We start from the raw sequence: 19,915 nt of genomic DNA on the forward strand, positions 1-19,915 counted from the left end.
GCTGATCATGGCGCTGCTGGGGCTGACCACGGGCGTCGAATTCCTTGAAAACATCATGTTCGTCTTTGCGTCGAGCCATATCGTCGGCGGCATCGACGCCGACCCGCGCAGCTTCGCGCTGGTCCAGGCGGCCTACGCGGTGGGCAGCATGATGATGATCCTCAAGCAGCAATGGCTGGCGCGGCGGTTTGGCTATCGCAACTACCTGACCGGGTCGCTGCTGCTGTTCATGGGCGGCACCGTGGTGGCGGCCACCAGCACGGGGCTGCCGCAGATGGTGGTCGCGCGGTTCCTGCAGGGCGTGGGCGGCGGGGCGCTGTTCACGAGCTGCCGCATCCTGGTGAACGTGATGTTCGCGCCCGAGGACCGGCCGCGTGCATCGCGCCTGTTCATGCTCGGGATCTTTGGCGCTTCGGCCATGGCGCCGGCGTTCGCGGCCGAGCTGGTGGAGCATGGCGTCTGGCAGGACGTGTTCTACGGCGTGCTGCCGTTTGCCGCCCTGGCGGCCGTCGGCACATGGTTGCTGCTGCCCGATGCCGAGCCACGCGCCGAGCACGACGGCCCGGCGCTGGGGCCGCTGCTGCTGTTCGGCGTGGCCATCGTCGTGCTGCAGGCGTCGATGACCGAGGCGCGGTTCGACATCTTCTCGCACCCGCTGCGCGTGGCGCTGGTGGCGGCGCTGGCGCTGGGGCTGCTGGGCCTCTTCCTGTGGCAGCAGTGGCACCACGACACGCCCGTGCTGCACCTGCGCGCGCTGCGCGAACCGGTGTACCTGACCGGCCTGGCGATGTACTTCGTCTACTACATGATCAGCAACCTGAGCGGCTACGTGTTCCCGATCTTCGCGGAGCAGGCGCTGCGGTTTCCGCTGGCCACCACGGGCTGGCTCAATACGCTGGCGGCCGGCATCAGCCTGGCGGGCATCTGGATCTACCTGCGCGTGGCGCGCCGGCTGACGCACAAGAAGCCGCTCATGGTGGCCGGGCTGCTGCTGATGGCGGCCGCGATGGCGTGGTTCTCGTTCATGCCGCCCGATGTGGGGCCCGCCGCGCTGGTGCCGGGGCTTGTCGGCAAGGGGCTGTTTGGCGTGATGGTCATCATCCCGATTGCCGGCCTGACGTTCCGCAGCCTGAGCGGCGACGACTTTGCGCACGGCTATCGCAGCAAGAACCTGGTGCGGCAGATCGCCAGCTCGTTCGCGTCGGCGCTGGGCGCGGTGCTGCTGCAGAACCGGCAGTTCGCGGTGCATGCGAGCCTGGTGCAGGCCATCGGGCTACGTCCCGCGCAGACCGCCGAGTGGATGCAGGCGGCCCAGTCGCTGCTGGCGGCGCGCGGATTCGATGCCGGGCAGGCACACGCGGGCGCGCTGGCGCAGATGGCTGCGATCGTCGATCAGCAGGCGCGGCTGATGGCCTGCGAGGATCTGTATCGGTTGATTGCCGCGATGGCGCTGGTGGCCGCGGTCTTCATGCTGGTGCAACGCCGGCTGGACTAGCCTGGGCCTTGCATCGCGGAGCGGGGTACTGCTGGGGCGCTGGCGACAGCGCGGCAACGGCGGCGGCGCGCCCTTGCGGATGACATGCATGCCCGGCGGGCACGCGTGGGCGGTCGATCAGAACAGCGACAACTGGCGCATGCCAAAGCCGACCGTTTCCTCCACGCGCGCACGGGCATGCGCGAGCGAGCCTTCGGCGCCGGAATAGTTGCCGGCGGCCCAGTGGTAGACCACGGGCAGGTCGCCGCGATCGGACAGGCGGACTTCGCCAAGCTTGTCGCCACGCTCGTTGCGGTAGTAGTGGGAGCGGTAGCCGCGCTCCCAGTGGGGCGGGACTTCCTTCTTGCGCCGACGTGCGGTCGACTGCTTGATCACTGGCGTCAGACGCCGCGCCAGGTCGGAGCCCGGCGAGATGGGGGCGCGGGTGAAATCCAACTGCATAGACTTCCTTCTTCTGTCGATTTAGCAAGAACCAGAAGTGGCGACGTGAGTCACCACACGCTTCATGCATCGCAGTCGAGATCATACCCGCTCGAACGCCCATTTGGGATGTTTTGTCGCCCGGAATTCCGCGCCTGGCAAGGGTTTGCGGGCGTATACGCATCACCGTATACGCCCGCGGAGGCCTGTCGCGCGCCTGCCGGCCTCGGGGTCGGCATCGCGGCCGGCGATCAGCCCAGATCGAGCGGAATGAAGATGCGCGCGTCGTCGCGCTGCACCAGCAGGGCCACCTGCTTGCCCGACTTCGACACCAGCGCGCGGAGCTGGTCGACCGATGCGATCGGCGTGCCATTGAGCGACAGGATGACGTCGCCCGGCTGGATGCCGACGCGCGCGGCCGGACCGGCGACATCCTCGACCACGAGGCCGCCGTCGATGCCGCTGTCGCGCTTCTCGGCCGGGGTCAGCGGACGGACCGCAAGGCCCAGGCGTCCGCCGGCTTCGCCGCCGCTCTTGGCCTGCGCCGACGCACTTTCCTTGACCGCGCCGATCTTCACGCTCAGCGTCAGCGGCTCGCCCTTGCGGATGACCTTGAGATCGGTCTTCGTGCCCGGTTGCAAGTCGGCGACGTGCTCGGGCAGGTCGCCCGAATGGTCGATCACGTCGTTGCCAAGCTGCACGATCACGTCACCGGGCTTCAGGCCGGCCTGCGCGGCGGGGCTGTCCGGTTCCACCGAGTTCACCAGCGCGCCGGCCGGCTTGGGCAGCTTGAACGACTGCGCCAGGGCCTGGTTCACCTCCTGCACCGAGATTCCCAGGCGGCCGCGCGTGACCTTGCCGTGGGCGACGAGCTGCTGCTCGACCTTCTTCGCCACGTCGATCGGAATCGCAAACGACAGGCCCTGGTAGCCGCCGGTCTGGCTGTAGATCTGCGAGTTGATGCCGATGACTTCGCCGCGCTGGTTGAACAGGGGCCCGCCCGAGTTGCCGGGGTTCACGGCCACATCGGTCTGGATGAACGGCACGTAGGTGTCGTCGGGCAGCGAGCGCGACTTGGCGCTGACGATGCCGGCCGTGACGGTGTTCTCAAAGCCGTACGGCGAGCCGATGGCCAGCACGGGCTCGCCCACGCGGATCTTCGACGGGTCGCCGAGTCGCACGGTCGGCAGGTCCTTGGCGTCGATGCGGATCACGGCGATATCGGTCTGCGGATCGCTGCCGAGCACCTTGGCCTTGAATTCGCGGCGGTCGGTCAGCTTGACGGTGACTTCCGTGGCGTTGTCGACAACGTGGGCGTTCGTCAAGATCAGGCCGTCAGGGCTGACGATGAAGCCCGAGCCCAGCCCCTTCACCAGTTGCGGCTGCTGGCTCTGCGGCCCCTGGAACTGCGGGCCGAAGCGCTTGAAGAACTGGAACAGCGGATCGTCGGGGTCCATGCCCGGCGGCACCTGGGCCGACGTGCGCTGGGCGCGGGCGGTGACGCTGATGTTGACCACGGCGGGGCCGAATTGATCGACGATGCCCGAGAAGTCGGTGGGCGTGGCCACCGCGGCCGGCGCGGACACGACCGGTGCCTGCGCGGCGTATCCCGGCGTGATGGCATCTTTCTGCAGATACGCGTAGCCGCCCGCCAGGGCAGCAAGCGCGGCAACGCCGACAGCGGAACGGACGAGGGTCTGGCGAATCATGGTGCTTTCCTTTCTGGATGTTGGACGGCGCCGCAACGGGTGGGCCCGTTGGCGCGACAGTGACATCGTAGGGAGCCACACTTAAACCAGACTTAAGGCTTCTGCGACGGCCGGCTTTCCTTGATCCCTTTCCTTGATCCTTCACGGGCTGGCCCTATGCTCTATAGGGTCGATGCAAAATTTATCTTGCGCACAATCTAATTGCGTATAAGATAGCTGCATGACCACGCCAACGACCCCTTCCAGAACAGATGACTGGCTGCAACTGGACCAGCAGCTCTGCTTTGCGCTGTATTCCACGTCGCTGGCGATGACCAAGATCTACAAGCCGATCCTCGGTGAGCTGGGGCTGACTTACCCGCAGTACCTGGCAATGCTTGTGTTGTGGGAGCATCGGGAGTTGAGCGTGTCGGACCTGGGTGCCCGGTTGCGGCTGGATTCCGGGACGCTGACGCCGCTGCTGAAGCGGCTGGAATCGGCCGGACATGTGCGGCGCGTGCGGGATACGTCCGACGAGCGCCGGGTACTGGTCAGCCTGACGGATGCCGGCCAGGCGCTGCGCCAGTCGGCGGAGGGCATTCCGGAACGATTGTTGTGCGCGATGCAGTGCTCGGTGGAAGAAATCCAGGCCCTGACAGCGCGTTTGCATGACTTACGGTCGACGCTGGAAGCAGCGCGATCGGAAGATTGATCGCCGTGAATCGGCATGTTGAAACTGCTGCCCGCCCCCGGGCATATCTAGGAGAGTGCAAATGAAACTGGAAAAAGTCCTGTACACCGCCCACGCATCCGCAACCGGTGGCCGCGATGGCCGCGCCACGACGTCGGACGGCCAACTCGACGCCAAGCTGGCGGTGCCGAAGGAAATGGGCGGTGCCGGGAATGGCCTGAACCCCGAGCAACTGTTTGCGGCCGGCTATTCGGCCTGTTTCCTCGGTGCCATCCGCTTCGTGGCCGGCCAGCAGAAAATCACCATATCGCCGGATGCGAAGATCGACGGCGCGGTCGGCATCGGCCAGATCCCGCAGGGCTTTGGTATCCAGGTGGAGCTGAAGATTTCGCTGCCGGGCATGGAGAAGGAAGCGGCCCAGAAGCTGGTGGAAGCGGCTCACCAGGTCTGCCCGTACTCGAACGCCACCCGCGGCAATATCGACGTCAATCTGGTTGTGGTCTGACTGTCGCCCGCCAGGCTTTTGCGAGCCTGAAATGCAAAACGCCGGCCCTTGGGCCGGCGTTTTCTATTGTGCCGCGGGTTCGGCCAGATCGGCGAGTACCAGGTCGGCACACATCGCACGTTTCTGCGCGGCCGTCAGGCGCTTGGTCTGGATTTCGGCCTTGAGTGCGTCCGACTGGGTCGGAAAGGCCAGCCATCCCAACAGCCGCAGCGGCTTGCGGGACCGCGTGTACTTGGCACCGGTGCCGGCGACATGCTGCGCATAGCGGCGTTGTACGTCGGTCGTAATGCCGGTGTAAATCGTGCTGCCCTCGCATTCGAGCAGGTAGAGAAACCACTGCACGGGCGGTGTCGGCGAGACGTCGTTATCGTCGATCATGGGTCGTCGGTCGTTGCGACGGCCATCATACGCGCCACGCCCCCGGCACGCAAAATCGCAAAACCGCCGCTGCAAAAGCAAAACCCCCAAGCTTTTGGGCTTGGGGGTTCTGGGTATAAGAGCCTGGCGATGACCTACTTTCACACGGGTAGTCCGCACTATCATCGGCGCAAAGTCGTTTCACGGTCCTGTTCGGGATGGGAAGGGGTGGTTCCAACTCGCTATGGTCACCAGGCATGAGGGGTTGCCGGCGCTGACGTGTGGTCAGCGCGGGCGAATCTGGGTGTAGTAAAGATATGGGGTTGTGCTGTATGCCTGTGGCACAGCGGAACACCAGGTAAAACACACTGGTTATAGGATCAAGCCTTACGGGCAATTAGTACTGGTTAGCTTAACGCATTACTGCGCTTCCACACCCAGCCTATCAACGTCCTGGTCTCGAACGACCCTTCAAGGAGGTCAAGCCTCCAGGGAATCCTCATCTTCAGGCGAGTTTCCCGCTTAGATGCTTTCAGCGGTTATCTCTTCCGTACATAGCTACCCTGCGATGCCTCTGGCGAGACAACAGGTACACCAGCGGTACGTCCACTCCGGTCCTCTCGTACTAGGAGCAGCCCCCGTCAAGATTCCAACGCCCACGGCAGATAGGGACCAAACTGTCTCACGACGTTTTAAACCCAGCTCACGTACCTCTTTAAATGGCGAACAGCCATACCCTTGGGACCGGCTACAGCCCCAGGATGAGATGAGCCGACATCGAGGTGCCAAACACCGCCGTCGATATGAACTCTTGGGCGGTATCAGCCTGTTATCCCCAGAGTACCTTTTATCCGTTGAGCGATGGCCCTTCCATTCAGAACCACCGGATCACTATGTCCTGCTTTCGCACCTGCTCGACTTGTCGGTCTCGCAGTTAAGCACGCTTTTGCCATTGCACTTTAGGTACGATGTCCGACCGTACCAAGCGTACCTTCGAACTCCTCCGTTACACTTTGGGAGGAGACCGCCCCAGTCAAACTGCCTACCATGCACTGTCCCCGACCCGGATTCACGGGCCAAGGTTAGAACCTCAAACAAACCAGGGTGGTATTTCAAGGACGGCTCCACGTGAACTAGCGTCCACGCTTCAAAGCCTCCCACCTATCCTACACAGATCGGTTCAAAGTCCAATGCAAAGCTACAGTAAAGGTTCATGGGGTCTGTCCGTCTAGCCGCGGGGAGATTGCATCATCACAAACACTTCAACTTCGCTGAGTCTCGGGAGGAGACAGTGTGGCCATCGTTACGCCATTCGTGCAGGTCGGAACTTACCCGACAAGGAATTTCGCTACCTTAGGACCGTTATAGTTACGGCCGCCGTTTACCGGGACTTCAATCAAGAGCTTGCACCCCATCATTTAATCTTCCGGCACCGGGCAGGCGTCACACCCTATACGTCCACTTTCGTGTTTGCAGAGTGCTGTGTTTTTATTAAACAGTCGCAGCCACCATTTTATTGCAACCCCTTCACCCTTCTGGCGCAGGCCAGTCAAGCTACCAGGGCGTACCTTATCCCGAAGTTACGGTACCAATTTGCCGAGTTCCTTCTCCCGAGTTCTCTCAAGCGCCTTAGAATACTCATCTCGCCCACCTGTGTCGGTTTGCGGTACGGTCTCGTATGACTGAAGCTTAGAGGCTTTTCTTGGAACCACTTCCAATTGCTTCGCAGCACTAGGCCGCTCGCCCCGCATCCTTGAATTCCGCGCCCGGATTTGCCTAAGCGCCTTCTCCAATGCAGGGACCGGGACTTCCAACACCCGGACAACCTTCCGCGATCCGTCCCCCCATCGCATCATACGACGGTGCAGGAATATTAACCTGCTTCCCATCAGCTACGCATCTCTGCCTCGCCTTAGGGGCCGACTCACCCTACGCCGATGAACGTTGCGTAGGAAACCTTGGGCTTACGGCGAGGGGGCCTTTCACCCCCTTTATCGCTACTCATGTCAGCATTCGCACTTCTGATACCTCCAGCATCCTTTACAAGACACCTTCACAGGCTTACAGAACGCTCTCCTACCACGCGCTTGCGCGCGTCCGCAGCTTCGGTGACTGGCTTAGCCCCGTTACATCTTCCGCGCAGGACGACTCGATCAGTGAGCTATTACGCTTTCTTTAAAGGGTGGCTGCTTCTAAGCCAACCTCCTGACTGTTTTAGCCTTCCCACTTCGTTTCCCACTTAGCCAATCTTGGGGACCTTAGCTGGCGGTCTGGGTTGTTTCCCTCTTGACACCGGACGTTAGCACCCGATGTCTGTCTCCCGTGATTGCACTCTTCGGTATTCGGAGTTTGCTATGGCGGGGTAATCAGCAATAGACCCCCCAACCATGACAGTGCTCTACCCCCGAAGGTGAGACACGAGGCACTACCTAAATAGTTTTCGGAGAGAACCAGCTATTTCCAGATTTGTTTAGCCTTTCACCCCTATCCACAGCTCATCCCCTAACTTTTCAACGTTAGTGGGTTCGGTCCTCCAGTACGTGTTACCGCACCTTCAACCTGGCCATGGATAGATCATCTGGTTTCGGGTCTACACCCAGCGACTCAACGCCCTGTTCGGACTCGCTTTCGCTACGCCTTCCCTAATCGGTTAAGCTTGCCACTGAATGTAAGTCGCTGACCCATTATACAAAAGGTACGCCGTCACCCGTTGCCAGGCTCCGACTGTTTGTATGCATGCGGTTTCAGGATCTATTTCACTCCCCTCCCGGGGTTCTTTTCGCCTTTCCCTCACGGTACTGGTTCACTATCGGTCGATCACGAGTATTTAGCCTTGGAGGATGGTCCCCCCATCTTCAGACAGGATTTCACGTGTCCCGCCCTACTTGTCGTACACCTAGTTCCACAACGCTGTTTTCGCATACAGGGCTATCACCTGCTATGGCCGGGCTTTCCATCCCGTTCTGCTAACAATGCTGCTAAAGAGTACAAGGCTCTTCCCATTTCGTTCGCCACTACTTTGGGAATCTCGGTTGATTTCTGTTCCTGCAGCTACTTAGATGTTTCAGTTCGCCGCGTTCGCTTCCCTTGCCTATGTATTCAGCAAGGGATGACCCATACGGGCCGGGTTTCCCCATTCGGACATCTCCGGATCAAAGCTCGTTTGCCAGCTCCCCGAAGCTTTTCGCAGGCTACCGCGTCCTTCATCGCCTGTGATCGCCAAGGCATCCACCACATGCACTTGTTCGCTTGACCCTATAACGAGTGTGTCTCCACATCCATTACAGGTCTGAGTTCTCGCGTTTGTGCCGTATTCCAAGTCATCTTTCGATCACTTAAATACATTTTGGTTGATACAATCACAACCCGGTATCGCGTACTGCAGCACGCCTCATCAACGCACTCGCGACACCTTTACTACATCCCATATTGTTAAAGAACAGCCGAGCAAACATGCTCGATGGCAACAGCCAAAGACAAACACTCGCAACCGAGCGCTTCTCTTTGACAACTACCCCAAGGTAAGTGGTGGAGGATGACGGGATCGAACCGACGACCCCCTGCTTGCAAAGCAGGTGCTCTCCCAGCTGAGCTAATCCCCCGGATAACTTGGTGGGTCTGGTAGGACTTGAACCTACGACCCCCGCCTTATCAAGACGGTGCTCTAACCACCTGAGCTACAGACCCTTGGCTGTAACACTCAAACAAACCGATAAGTGTGGACGCTTGACTTGTGAACACAAGCCTCTGGAAAGGAGGTGATCCAGCCGCACCTTCCGATACGGCTACCTTGTTACGACTTCACCCCAGTCATGAACCCTGCCGTGGTAATCGCCCTCCTTGCGGTTAGGCTAACTACTTCTGGCAAAACCCACTCCCATGGTGTGACGGGCGGTGTGTACAAGACCCGGGAACGTATTCACCGCGGCATGCTGATCCGCGATTACTAGCGATTCCAGCTTCACGCAGTCGAGTTGCAGACTGCGATCCGGACTACGATGCGTTTTCTGGGATTAGCTCCCCCTCGCGGGTTGGCAACCCTCTGTACGCACCATTGTATGACGTGTGAAGCCCTACCCATAAGGGCCATGAGGACTTGACGTCATCCCCACCTTCCTCCGGTTTGTCACCGGCAGTCTCTCTAGAGTGCCCTTTCGTAGCAACTAAAGATAAGGGTTGCGCTCGTTGCGGGACTTAACCCAACATCTCACGACACGAGCTGACGACAGCCATGCAGCACCTGTGTCCACTTTCCCTTTCGGGCACCTAATGCATCTCTGCTTCGTTAGTGGCATGTCAAGGGTAGGTAAGGTTTTTCGCGTTGCATCGAATTAATCCACATCATCCACCGCTTGTGCGGGTCCCCGTCAATTCCTTTGAGTTTTAATCTTGCGACCGTACTCCCCAGGCGGTCAACTTCACGCGTTAGCTACGTTACTGAGAAAATGAATCCCCAACAACTAGTTGACATCGTTTAGGGCGTGGACTACCAGGGTATCTAATCCTGTTTGCTCCCCACGCTTTCGTGCATGAGCGTCAGTCACGTCCCAGGGGGCTGCCTTCGCCATCGGTATTCCTCCACATCTCTACGCATTTCACTGCTACACGTGGAATTCTACCCCCCTCTGACGCACTCTAGCCTTGCAGTCACAAGCGCAATTCCCAGGTTAAGCCCGGGGATTTCACGCCTGTCTTACAAAACCGCCTGCGCACGCTTTACGCCCAGTAATTCCGATTAACGCTCGCACCCTACGTATTACCGCGGCTGCTGGCACGTAGTTAGCCGGTGCTTATTCTTCCGGTACCGTCATCCGCCCCAGGTATTAACCAGAACGTTTTCTTTCCGGACAAAAGTGCTTTACAACCCGAAGGCCTTCTTCACACACGCGGCATTGCTGGATCAGGGTTGCCCCCATTGTCCAAAATTCCCCACTGCTGCCTCCCGTAGGAGTCTGGGCCGTGTCTCAGTCCCAGTGTGGCTGATCGTCCTCTCAGACCAGCTACTGATCGTCGCCTTGGTGAGCCTTTACCCCACCAACTAGCTAATCAGACATCGGCCGCTCCTGCTGCGCGAGGCCTTGCGGTCCCCCGCTTTCACCCTCAGGTCGTATGCGGTATTAGCTAATCTTTCGACTAGTTATCCCCCACAACAGGGTACGTTCCGATGTATTACTCACCCGTTCGCCACTCGCCGCCAGACCGAAGTCCGCGCTGCCGTTCGACTTGCATGTGTAAGGCATGCCGCCAGCGTTCAATCTGAGCCAGGATCAAACTCTTCAGTTCAATCTCTGTGTGCCCCGAAGGGCTCGCTCTTTCGAGCGGTCGCTCACTCTCAGAAAACTGACTGGCTTGACCCCGAAGAGCCAAACCAACATGTTTTACTGTGCGAGCACTTGATACTGTTGAAGCAACACCAGGAACCCGAAGTCCCCGGCGGCGTTCGCCATCAAGCGCCCACACTTATCGGTTGTTTGGTTGTTAAAGAACTTCAGCGGGCCGGCTTCGCCGTTCGCTGTCGCTGCGTATTTCGTCGCAGCGGAGAAACGAGATTATGCAGAGCATTCAACGTTTCGTCAACAGGTTTCGCAGAACTTTTTTCTGCCGGTCAGCGCTGGCAAACCTCGCCAACTCCAACCCCCATCAACCCCGCAACCCTTGTCGCTGCTGCGTTTGCAGCGCGGTTCGTGTTGCGAGGGGGCGAATATTAGAGGAGCCCGGCGACCTGCGCAAGGGGTTTCGCAAAAGAATTTTCCGATCCCGTAGAATCGCCGCATGACGACGCCCGCGGAACCCGCTACCTATCTCCCCGAACGCCTGCCCAGCCGCGACGCGGGTGCCCTCGACGCCCACGCGCTGGCGGCCGCGCTCGCGCGCCCCATTGCGTTTGTCGATCTGGAAACCACCGGCCCCGACGCCCAGCGCGACCGGATCACCGAAATCGGCGTGGTCGAAGTGGGCCCCGACGGCATCCACCAGTGGGACACGCTGGTCGACCCGCAAGCCAGCATCCCGCCCTTTATCCAGGGGATGACCGGCATCACCGACGACATGGTGCGCGGCCAGCCCACCTTTGCGTCGATTGCCGAGTTGCTAGCCGAGCGCCTGCAGGGCCGCCTGTTCGTTGCCCACAACGCCCGCTTTGACTACGGCTTCCTGAAGAACGAGTTCCGCCGCGCCGGCGTGACCTTCCGGGCCGACGTCCTGTGCACGCTGCGCCTGTCCCGCTCGCTGTTCCCGTCGGTGGAGCGCCACGGCCTCGACGCCCTGATCGCCCGGTTCAACCTCGTGCCCAAGGGCCGGCACCGCGCGCTGGCCGATGCCGAGGTGCTCTGGCAGTTCTGGCAGAAGATCCACGGTCTCTATTCGGTCGATCTGGTGGAATCGGCCGTCAAGGCGCTGGTCAAGCACGCCAGCCTGCCGGCGGGCCTGAGCGAGACGGCGCTCGACGACGTGCCAGACCGCCCCGGCGTCTATCTGTTCTATGGCGACGACGACGCGCCGCTCTATGTCGGCAAGAGCATCCACCTGCGACAGCGCATCCGCGCCCACTTTTCCGGCGACCATGCCAATCCGAAGGAAATGCGGATCGCGCGCACCGTGCGCCGCGTGGACTGGCGCGAAACCGGCGGCGAGATCGGCGCCTTGCTGCTGGAGGCCCATCTGGTCAAGGCCCTGCGGCCGCTGCACAACCAGCAGCTACGCCACGCGGGCGAGCTGTTCGCCTGGGAACTGGTCGATGGCCTGCCCGCGCCGCGGCTGCGCTCGGACCGCCACGTCGATTTCAGCCGCCATGCCGCCCTCTATGGCGTATTCGCCACGCGTACCGGCGCCCAGGCCCGGCTGCGGGAGCTGGCCGAGACCGAGCAGCTCTGCCAGGTCACGCTGATGATGGAACCCACCGCGCGGCGCGGCAATCCGTGCTTCGCCCGGCAACTTCACCGATGCGCGGGCGCGTGCACGGGCCACGAATCGCGCGCCGACCACCGGCTGCGCCTGGCGGCCGCGATGCACGCGCTGGCGCTGACGCCGTGGCCGTTCGGGGGCGCCGTGGCCTGGCGCGAAGGCGAGCAGCCCGGGCAGCCATGGCACGTCATCGAGGACTGGTGCTACCTGGGCACGGCCGCGACGCTGGACGACGCCCAGGCGCTGACCGCCGCCCCGGCCCGCTTCGACATCGATACCTATCAGATACTGGCGCCGCATCTGGCACGGCTGCAGGCCACCGCCGTGCCGCTGGCAGCCGTGCGCGAATTTGCGCTCACCGCCCCCGAGCCCGCCCCGCTGCGCGCCGACCGATCCGCCCTGCCCCGCCCGGCCGTCCGCCGGGAGCCGTCCCGGGCGCTCGGCCAGCCGTCGCTGTTCGGCTGAAAAATCGGTGCGGCGACGCACATCCACACATTGCCATCCGCCGCCCGCGTCAGCTAGGCTGCCACGGGAGCCCCGCCCTCTCGATGGAGCCGCCATGCCCGCGTCGCCCCGCCCGCCCTCATTCCGCGCCATTCTGCTCGCCGCCGGCACCGTTGCCCTGGCGGCGGCCTGCGCCAGCATCGAGTCGAACGCCATGCAGGGAATCGTCGATTCCTGGAAAGGCGCGCCCGTCGAGCAGGCCAAGGCCCAGTGGGGGCCACCCCAGGCCGTGCAGACCGTGCCGGGTGGTACGGCCTATGTCTGGACCCAAGAGATGCCGGTGGCGCGCCCACCCGGCAGCGGCCCGCGCGACGCCGGGCTGGAGCCGCCGGCCCGCGTGGCCCAGTGCCAGCGCAAGCTGGTAGCCGGCGCCGACGGCAACGTCAGCCGGGGCGAATGGAGCGGCACCGCCTGCTGCGTCCAGCGCGTGATCGGCCAGTGCGCAACCCTGGCCCGCAAGCCCGCCGGCCAGGGCTGACGCGCGCTACTCCAGCACGATCCCACGCGCCTTGACCAGCGCGCCCCACTTCTTGACCTCGGCGTCGATGAAACCGGCAAAGTCCGCGCTGCTGCCCGGCGCCGGCTGCAGCCCCAGTCCCAGCAGCTTCTGCCTGACCTGCGGGTCGCCCAGCGCCTGGCTGGCATCGTGGTTGATCTGCTGGACGATGGCTGGCGGCGTGCCCGCCGGGGCCACGATCCCGAACCAGCCGTAGCCGACCACCCCCGCCACGCCCTGCTCGGCAAACGTCGGCGCGTCCGGATACACCGGCGTGCGCACGTCGGCCGCCACCGCAATCACGCGCAGCTTGCCGGCCTGGATGAATGGCAGCGCGGTGGTGATGGCGGTCAGCGTCGCGTCCGCGCGGCCGGCCAGCAGCTCGGTGTACGCCGTGGCATCGCCGCGGTAATGCACGTTCAGCGCCTTGAACCCCGCCTGCGCGGCGAACAGTTCGGCCGTCAGGTGCGGGCCGGACCCGACGCCCGGCGACGCAAACGTCACGCCGCCCGGCTTCTGCTTTGCCATCTTGACGAAGTCCGCCACGGTCCTGACCGGCGACGCGGCGTTGACGATCAGGAAGATCGGGCCCAGCACGCGCGGGCCGACGGCCACGAAATCCTTGTGGATGTCGAACCGCTGGCTCAGCCCGGCCCCGGAATTGATCGCGAACGGCGCGGCGGCCCACAGCAGCGTGTAGCCGTCGGCTGGCGCATGGGCCACCGACTCGCTAGCCACGCGCGTCCCGGCGCCCGGCTTGTTCTCGACCACCAGTTGCTGGCCGTACTTGCGGCTCAGCGCTTCGGCCAGCACGCGTGCCGACGTGTCGTTCGAGCCGCCAGGCCCGTATGGCGACACCAGCCGCACCGTCTTGGCGGGCCATGCCTCGCCGAACGCGCGCGGCACCACGCCGGCCAGTGCCAGCGCGCCCAGCAGGCGGCGGCGGGTCTGTTGCGAGGGGCGTCATGATGGCTCCTTGACCGGCTCGATGGCCGGATAGCGGTAGGTGCGGTCCAGGTGCGCGGGCTGCGGCACGTAGAGTCGCAGCGCCACGTAGAACGGGCCGGCCGGCGCCGGCAGCCAGTTGCCGTGCCGGGCGTGGTCGGCCGGCGGCGTGGCCGACAGATGGAGCGTCAGGCTGCCGTCGGCATTGCGCACCAGCGTGGGCGAGCGGTCGCCAAGCGAGTAGCGCGATATCGCGTTCGGCACCAGCATGCAGTCGCTCTTGTCGTACATCGTCAGCGACCAGAACGCGTCCACGCGCGGCAGGTTGTCGGCCGCGAAATGCAGCCGGTAGGCGCGCCTGCCGTCCAGCGGCGCGCCGTCGGCGTCGCGGTCGGCCATGATGTACATGGCCTCCTGCACGCCCAGCGCGCCGATGTAGTTGCGCGCCACCAGCGCCCGCTGCAGGTAGTGGCGGCCATACGATTCCCGCACGTCGACCGACATGGTCCAGCCGCCGCCCATGTCCGACGCCTGCGGCGCGCCAAGCTCGTCCAGCACGGCCCGCAGCGCGGCGCCCAGCGCCTCGGCCTGCGCCGCCGTGGGCGTCAGCCCCGCGCCGATGCCCACCGCGGCAAACCGCGCGACCATGCCGGCCTCGTCGCGCGGCGGCGCGTTATGCGCCAGCATCGCGTTGACCACCGCCGCAAAGCGCGCCGCATCGCCCAGGTGCTCGCGCGGCTGCATGCCGACGTCGAAGGCAAACGCGGCGGGCGCACCGTCCAGGCGTTTCAGCGCGACGGCGTCCTGCAGCGCGTGGGCGGCCGCCAGGTCGGCGTCGTCATCGACGAGCAGCCGGCCGATCATCCAGACTGCGTCGGTCGGGCACCGCACCGCGCGCATGCCGGCCGGCACCTCGCCATGCCAGCCCGGACCGTGCAGCAGGAACTGGCCCGCCCCGGTGCCCGTGGTGCGGCTGCCGATGTAGCCGAACGGGTTGGTATAGGCGTCCAGCAGGCCCAGCACGTAGTAGCGGCCGGCGAAGTCGGGCACGTCCAGCACCACCGGCTCGCGGGACAAGTCCAGCCAGGCGTTCGTGTACAGGGTGTCGTTGTTCGGCGTGACTACCTGCCGATGCTGCGGCCCCAGCAGTTCGCGCGTGTGGATCAGGTGGTTGATCCAGCGCAGCGTGCTCTCGGGGCCGTCGCCGGCAAAGCGGCCGGCGCGGTCGCGGCGCGGGCAGGTGGCCGCGCGCATGCGGGCCATCTCGTATAGCGGCAGCGTGTAGAGCACGGCGTCCCGTGCCAGTTGCTGGACGTCGTTGGTGGGATGCGGCATGTCTCGTGTCTCCTGATTATTGTTAGAGGGGTCTTCAGCCAATCCGCTGCACGGCCGGGATGCGGTACTCGCCGGCGATGAAGCCCGGCGTCGGGTGGTAGAGCCGCAGGATCAGGTAGAAGACGCCGTCGGGCGCCGGCAGCCAGTTGGTGTCGTCGGCGGGCCGGGCGTGGCCGATATCGATCGCGAGCGATCCGTCCGGCTCGCGGCGCAGGCCCGGCGTGCGATCGCCGATGGCGTAGCGGCCGATCGCGTTGGCCGTGAAATAGCGGTCCTCGCCGTACAGCGACACCGACCAGAAGGCGTCGGCCGGCGGCAGCATGCCGGCCGGAAAGCGCAGCACGTAGCGATGCCGGCCGTGCAGGCGCTCGCCGCCGGCATCGAAATCGGCCATCGCGTAGACCGCTTCATCGGCCCGCAGCGCGCCCAGCCCCTTCATAGCCGTGCAGGCGCGCAGCATCCAGTCGTCGCCATAGGTGCCCAGGCGCAGGCTGTAGCCCCACGCCTTGTGCCCCTGGCTGCGGGTATGGGCCTCGATCAGCGCCATGCCCTGCGCGTAGGCGCTGCGCAGGCCGTTGACGATGGCCGGCCGCAGCGTGGCGATCTCCACCTCGTCCTCCAGCCGCAGCCCCACCTTGCGCAGCAGCGTGAACAGGCCGGCCTCCGCCGGCGCGGGCGGAAAGTCGCGCATCGCCCGGAACAGGTTCTGGAAGAAGTCCACGCCGGCGTCGCCGGTGTCCTGCCACCGCGCCACGCTGGCGGGCTGCGCGGTGCCGGGGTGTTGCACCACCTCGAAGCCCTGCTCGAAGGCATGGGCCTTCGGCAGGTCTTCGGCGCCCGTCACCAGCACGCGGCCGAGCACCCAGACCAGCGACGTGGGCGCCTGCACCACGTGCGGCCCGTCGGCCTGCTGGCCCGGGCCGACGATGCGCACGTCGGCGCCGTCCGCCGGCACGTTGCGGGGGCCCAGGTTGGCGAAGTTGTTGGTGTGGGCGTCCAGCAGTTCCACCACGTAGTAGCGGTCCGCGTCCGGCAGCGCTGGCACGCGCAGCGTCACCGGGCCATCGGCCAGGTTCAGCCAGCCGCAGAAGTACAGCAGGTCGTTGGCCGGCGTGACGATGTCGCGGTCCTCGTGCGTCCATGGCCGCTCGCTGGCGGACAGCGTGTTCATGGGTGCGCGGCCGTAGCACGTGGGCGCGTCGACCGACGTCTGCAGCCGGCACGTGCGCAGCGTCTCGATCAGCGGATAGCCGTAGAGCACCAGCGGCACGGCGGCGGCGGCGACCAGCGCCTCCTGCGGGCTGGTGTGCAGCGATGCGGCCAGGGGGGCGTCGCGGGATGGTTCATGGAATAGCCTCTGGTTGGTGTCGTGGATTCATTCCAGCGCGGCGCCGCTGGACTTGACGAGGGCGGCCCACGCGCGGGCGTCGTCGCGCATCTGCTCGGCGAACCGCGCGCGGGACATCGGCGCGTAGCGCATGCCCATGGTGGCGATCTGCGCCTGGATGGCGCCGTCCTGCATCGCCTCGTGCGTGGCCGCTTCCAGCCGCTCGACGATGGCGGCCGGCGTGCGCGCCGGGGCGAACAGCGCGAACCAGCTATCCACCTTGAACGCGATGCCCGATTCGGCCAGCGTCGGCACCTCGGGCAGCGCCGCCGAGCGTTCGGAGCCGGTCACGGCCAGCGGCCGCACCTTGCCGGCGCGAATCAGCGGCAGCGTGCCGGCCAGGTCCGACATGGCCAGCGGCACCGTGCCGCCCATCACGTCATTGAGCATCGGCGCCACGCCCTTGTACGGCACATGGCGCAGGCGGACGCCGGCCGACACGTTGATGCTCTCGCCCGCGAGATGGCCGCCCGAGCCCTGGCCCCAGGAACCATAGGCCAGGTCCGCGCCGGGCTGGCGGGCCATGGCGACGAGCGCGCGCAGGTCATGCGCCGGGAACGTCGGGTTCACGACCAGCACGTTGCCGCCGTACGCAATGCGGCCGATGGGCACGAAGTCGCGCAGCGGGTCGTACGGCAGCTTCGGGAAGATGGCCGGCGCGATGGCATGGGTGGCCGAGATGCCGAGTACGAGCGTGTAGCCGCCCGGCGCGGCGCGGGCCACCTGCGCGGCGCCGATCGTGCCGGTCGCCCCGGCGACGTTCTCGACCACCACGGTGCCCTTGAGCACCGTGGACAGCCGCGCGGCCAGCATGCGGCCGATCACGTCAGTGCCGCCGCCGGGCGGGAACGGCACCACGAGCCGGATCGGCCGGTCGGGCCAGGCCGGCGCCGCAGTCGCGGCCGGCATCAGCGTCGCGCCGGCGATGCCGGCGGCCATCCAGAACGCCATGGCGTGGCGCATCCTGCGAAAGATCGATCGCATCGTTTGTCTCCGTGTTGGGCGGGCTGGCCGTTCAGCGCAGCGTGATTACCGCGTCGGCCGCCACCAGGCCGTCCGGGCCGACGATGAACGGGTTGATTTCGAGCGTGTCGAGCCGGTCACCGATGGCGGCGGCGGCGCGCGACACATGCACCAGCACGTCGGCCACGGCATCGAGGTCGAGCGCGGGATGGCCACGGTGCCCGGTGCAGAGCGCGGCGGCGCGGCTTTGTTCCAGCATCGTCCGGGCGCGCGGGCGCGACAGCGGCGCCAGGCCGAACGCCATCTGCCGGAAGATCTCGACGGCCGTGCCGCCGATACCGGCCAGCGCCACCAGCCCGAATACGGGGTCGCGCCGCACGCCCACCATGATCTCGCCCCAGCCCCGCGCCATGCGCGCGACGATGACGCCTTCGAATGGCACCCGGCCACCCTGCGCATCGCGCGCTTCGGCCGCCGCCTGCAGCACGCGCGCAAAGGCGGCGCGCACCGCGGCGGCGTCCTGCAGGTTCAGCACCACGCCGCCGACGTCGCTCTTGTGCAGGATGTGGCGCGAGCAGAGCTTGACTGCCACCGGGAAGCCGATCGATTCGGCAATGCGCACCGCCGCATCGGCATCGCCGGCCACGCCGTGGCGCACCACCGGCACGCCGGCACCGGCCAGCAGCGCCATGGCTTCGGCTTCGGACAGCGCGCTGGCTTCGGCCGGCACCTGCACGGGCACCAGCGGCGAGCCGTCGGCGTCATCGGGCGCGCCCGCGGCGGCTTCCAGCGCGGCCGCCTTGGCCAGCGCGGCCACGGCTTCCACGGTGTACGCCGGCTCGCGGAACACCAGGCAGCCGCGCGCTTCCAGCCAGGCGCGCTTCTGGTCGTCCATCACGCCCGAGATCAACAGTGGCGCGGCCTGCGGATCGGCGTGCAGCGCGGTGACGGCATCCTGGAGCGGCCCCCACACACGCGGTGCGTTGGCGGCGCCGGCCACAAAAGCGGCCACGGCGCCGTACTGGCCGCAGCGCGCCACGCTGCCCAGCGCATCGACGAACACCTGCGGCTGGGCCACCACCTGCCCGGTCACGTCGATGGGATTGGCGGTGCTGGCAAACGGAATCGCGGTGCGCAGCGCCTGCGCGGCGGCGTCCGGCATCGGCGGCAGCGGCAGCCCCTGCGATTCGGCACTGTCGGCCATCATGATGCCGACCCCGCCAGAGACCGTGACGATGGCCAGCGGCGCCACCGCGTCGGCCGGCATGCCCGACGGCGCCTGCCACACGGCCGGCCGGCGCCCGCGCGCCAGCGTGTAGCCGAGCCGGAAGAAGGCTTCCAGCGTATGCGCGCGATGCACGCCGTATTCGTCGAACACGGCCTGATAGACCGCGTCCTCGCCGGCCAGGCTGGCCGTGTGCGATTGCGCGGCACTGGCGCCGGCCGCCGTGGTGCCCACCTTGGCGATCACCACCGGCTTGCCGGCCCGGCGCGCGGCAGCCAGCGCGCGGCGCAGGCGCAGGCCGTCGCGCGCCCCTTCCATATAGGCCAGGATCACGCGCGTCTGCGGGTCGTCGGCCAGCCACTCGATCACGTCGGCCACCTGCAGGCCGGCCTCGTTGCCGGTGGTGACCCAATGGCTCAGGCCCAGCCCGGCCTCGCGGGCCAGCGCAAACGCGTAGGCGCCAAACGCGCCGCTCTGGCTGACCAGCCCCACGTCGCCCACCGGCGGCAGGCCGCTCAACGGGATGGGCGAGAACGTGGCGAACATCCGCTCGCGCAGGTTCATCGCGCCCAGGCAGTTGGGCCCGAGCAACTGCACGCCGTGTGCGCGGGCCTGGCTGGCCAGCGCGTGCTGCAGCGCGTCGCCGCCGCTGACTTCGGCAAACCCGGAGGTGAAGACCACGGCGGCGCGCGTGCCGGCCTGGCCCAGTTGCGCCATCACGTCGGGCGCGGCGGGCGCCGGCACGGCCACGATGGCCAGATCCACCGGCGCGCCGATGTCGGCCACCGAGGCGTAGGCGCGCAGGCCCTGTACGGTGGCGGCGCCGGGATTGACGGGGTACACCGGGCCGGCGTAGCCCAGTTCGGCCAGCAGGCGGACGGGCACGCCGCCCACCTTGTCGGGTTGCGTCGACGCGCCGACCACGGCGATCGAACGCGGGCACAGCAGGGGCTGCAGATCCAGCATGGTGTCTCCGTTGATGACGCCGGGTACGTGCCACG

12 protein-coding genes, 2 tRNA genes, 3 rRNA genes and 1 pseudogene are annotated in these 19,915 nt (G+C 65.6%); 5 read left to right on the plus strand and 13 right to left on the minus strand.

Features of this window, described 5'->3' with window-relative positions; genetic code table 11:
• The first annotated feature begins 7 nt into the window (after positions 1 to 7).
• On the plus strand, positions 8 to 1,495 hold the full coding sequence (locus tag EPAKOI_RS23705; protein WP_423194567.1) for an MFS transporter: 1,488 nt from the start codon (positions 8 to 10) through the stop codon (positions 1,493 to 1,495).
• A 117-nt stretch (positions 1,496 to 1,612) separates the two neighbouring features.
• Here the strand turns inward: EPAKOI_RS23705 and EPAKOI_RS23710 are convergent, their stop codons facing one another.
• Together EPAKOI_RS23710 and EPAKOI_RS23715 are read right to left on the minus strand one after the other, a co-directional pair.
• Positions 1,613 to 1,936, minus strand: coding sequence for a hypothetical protein (locus EPAKOI_RS23710; protein WP_423193872.1), 324 nt, complete (start codon positions 1,934 to 1,936; stop codon positions 1,613 to 1,615).
• A gap of 230 nt (positions 1,937 to 2,166) precedes the next feature.
• Entirely contained in the window at positions 2,167 to 3,624 is a 1,458-nt protein-coding gene (locus tag EPAKOI_RS23715) for a DegQ family serine endoprotease (protein WP_124685900.1), read from the minus strand.
• 220 nt (positions 3,625 to 3,844) lie between these two features.
• Here EPAKOI_RS23715 and EPAKOI_RS23720 point away from each other — a divergent pair, with 220 nt between their 5' ends.
• Positions 3,845 to 4,315 (plus strand): MarR family winged helix-turn-helix transcriptional regulator, encoded by a 471-nt coding sequence (locus EPAKOI_RS23720; RefSeq protein WP_423193873.1) that lies wholly within the window; start codon positions 3,845 to 3,847, stop codon positions 4,313 to 4,315.
• A gap of 61 nt (positions 4,316 to 4,376) precedes the next feature.
• Positions 4,377 to 4,799, plus strand: coding sequence for an organic hydroperoxide resistance protein (locus tag EPAKOI_RS23725; RefSeq protein WP_423193874.1), 423 nt, complete (start codon positions 4,377 to 4,379; stop codon positions 4,797 to 4,799).
• 63 nt (positions 4,800 to 4,862) lie between these two features.
• On the opposite strand, the gene EPAKOI_RS23730 is transcribed toward EPAKOI_RS23725, so the two are convergent.
• The 6 genes from EPAKOI_RS23730 to EPAKOI_RS23755 form a co-directional block, all read right to left on the minus strand.
• Positions 4,863 to 5,177: a GIY-YIG nuclease family protein gene (locus EPAKOI_RS23730; protein WP_423193875.1), complete on the minus strand. Its 315-nt coding sequence runs from the start codon at positions 5,175 to 5,177 to the stop codon at positions 4,863 to 4,865.
• Between the two features lie 121 nt (positions 5,178 to 5,298).
• Positions 5,299 to 5,412 (minus strand): 5S ribosomal RNA (gene rrf, locus EPAKOI_RS23735).
• A 120-nt stretch (positions 5,413 to 5,532) separates the two neighbouring features.
• Positions 5,533 to 8,411, minus strand: a 23S ribosomal RNA gene (locus tag EPAKOI_RS23740).
• A 271-nt stretch (positions 8,412 to 8,682) separates the two neighbouring features.
• Positions 8,683 to 8,758: transfer RNA gene (locus EPAKOI_RS23745), tRNA-Ala, on the minus strand.
• Positions 8,759 to 8,766: 8 nt separating this feature from the next.
• Positions 8,767 to 8,843, minus strand: a tRNA-Ile gene (locus EPAKOI_RS23750).
• Positions 8,844 to 8,907: 64 nt separating this feature from the next.
• Positions 8,908 to 10,439: ribosomal RNA gene (locus EPAKOI_RS23755) — 16S ribosomal RNA — on the minus strand.
• The 16S, 23S and 5S rRNA genes sit together here with 2 tRNA genes alongside, the layout of an rRNA operon.
• 489 nt (positions 10,440 to 10,928) lie before the next feature.
• Between EPAKOI_RS23755 and EPAKOI_RS23760 the strand changes: the two genes are divergently transcribed.
• Both EPAKOI_RS23760 and EPAKOI_RS23765 read left to right on the plus strand, forming a co-directional pair.
• Complete coding sequence (locus EPAKOI_RS23760; RefSeq protein WP_423193876.1) at positions 10,929 to 12,524, plus strand: exonuclease domain-containing protein; 1,596 nt, start codon at positions 10,929 to 10,931, stop codon at positions 12,522 to 12,524.
• A 94-nt stretch (positions 12,525 to 12,618) separates the two neighbouring features.
• Positions 12,619 to 13,041: a hypothetical protein gene (locus EPAKOI_RS23765; RefSeq protein ID WP_423193877.1), complete on the plus strand. Its 423-nt coding sequence runs from the start codon at positions 12,619 to 12,621 to the stop codon at positions 13,039 to 13,041.
• A 6-nt stretch (positions 13,042 to 13,047) separates the two neighbouring features.
• On the opposite strand, the gene EPAKOI_RS23770 is transcribed toward EPAKOI_RS23765, so the two are convergent.
• The 5 genes and pseudogenes from EPAKOI_RS23770 to EPAKOI_RS23790 form a co-directional block, all read right to left on the minus strand.
• Positions 13,048 to 13,968: a tripartite tricarboxylate transporter substrate binding protein gene (locus tag EPAKOI_RS23770; protein WP_423193878.1), complete on the minus strand. Its 921-nt coding sequence runs from the start codon at positions 13,966 to 13,968 to the stop codon at positions 13,048 to 13,050.
• Positions 13,969 to 14,022: 54 nt separating this feature from the next.
• Entirely contained in the window at positions 14,023 to 15,339 is a 1,317-nt protein-coding gene (locus EPAKOI_RS23775) for a DUF1254 domain-containing protein (protein WP_423193879.1), read from the minus strand.
• A 34-nt stretch (positions 15,340 to 15,373) separates the two neighbouring features.
• Positions 15,374 to 16,686: pseudogene (locus EPAKOI_RS23780) on the minus strand (DUF1254 domain-containing protein).
• A gap of 28 nt (positions 16,687 to 16,714) precedes the next feature.
• Positions 16,715 to 17,710, minus strand: a complete 996-nt coding sequence (locus tag EPAKOI_RS23785) for a tripartite tricarboxylate transporter substrate binding protein (protein WP_423193880.1) — start codon at positions 17,708 to 17,710, stop codon at positions 16,715 to 16,717.
• Between the two features lie 31 nt (positions 17,711 to 17,741).
• Positions 17,742 to 19,880: an acetate--CoA ligase family protein gene (locus tag EPAKOI_RS23790; protein ID WP_423193881.1), complete on the minus strand. Its 2,139-nt coding sequence runs from the start codon at positions 19,878 to 19,880 to the stop codon at positions 17,742 to 17,744.
• Between the last annotated feature and the right edge of the window lie 35 nt (positions 19,881 to 19,915).

This window comes from Cupriavidus sp. H18C2 (genome assembly GCF_049393795.1).
Taxonomy (GTDB): Bacteria; Pseudomonadota; Gammaproteobacteria; order Burkholderiales; family Burkholderiaceae; genus Cupriavidus; species Cupriavidus pauculus_C.

What these genes read in the sequence shown, in the direction of transcription:
- EPAKOI_RS23785 (WP_423193880.1), bottom strand. Translation starts at nt 17,710, where the DNA reads ATGCGATCGATCTTTCGCAGGATGCGCCACGCCATGGCGTTCTGGATG.
- EPAKOI_RS23765 (WP_423193877.1), top strand. Translation starts at nt 12,619, where the DNA reads ATGCCCGCGTCGCCCCGCCCGCCCTCATTCCGCGCCATTCTGCTCGCC.
- EPAKOI_RS23720 (WP_423193873.1), top strand. Translation starts at nt 3,845, where the DNA reads ATGACCACGCCAACGACCCCTTCCAGAACAGATGACTGGCTGCAACTG.
- EPAKOI_RS23710 (WP_423193872.1), bottom strand. Translation starts at nt 1,936, where the DNA reads ATGCAGTTGGATTTCACCCGCGCCCCCATCTCGCCGGGCTCCGACCTG.
- EPAKOI_RS23725 (WP_423193874.1), top strand. Translation starts at nt 4,377, where the DNA reads ATGAAACTGGAAAAAGTCCTGTACACCGCCCACGCATCCGCAACCGGT.
- EPAKOI_RS23715 (WP_124685900.1), bottom strand. Translation starts at nt 3,624, where the DNA reads ATGATTCGCCAGACCCTCGTCCGTTCCGCTGTCGGCGTTGCCGCGCTT.
- EPAKOI_RS23775 (WP_423193879.1), bottom strand. Translation starts at nt 15,339, where the DNA reads ATGCCGCATCCCACCAACGACGTCCAGCAACTGGCACGGGACGCCGTG.
- EPAKOI_RS23705 (WP_423194567.1), top strand. Translation starts at nt 8, where the DNA reads ATGGCGCTGCTGGGGCTGACCACGGGCGTCGAATTCCTTGAAAACATC.
- EPAKOI_RS23790 (WP_423193881.1), bottom strand. Translation starts at nt 19,880, where the DNA reads ATGCTGGATCTGCAGCCCCTGCTGTGCCCGCGTTCGATCGCCGTGGTC.
- EPAKOI_RS23760 (WP_423193876.1), top strand. Translation starts at nt 10,929, where the DNA reads ATGACGACGCCCGCGGAACCCGCTACCTATCTCCCCGAACGCCTGCCC.
- EPAKOI_RS23730 (WP_423193875.1), bottom strand. Translation starts at nt 5,177, where the DNA reads ATGATCGACGATAACGACGTCTCGCCGACACCGCCCGTGCAGTGGTTT.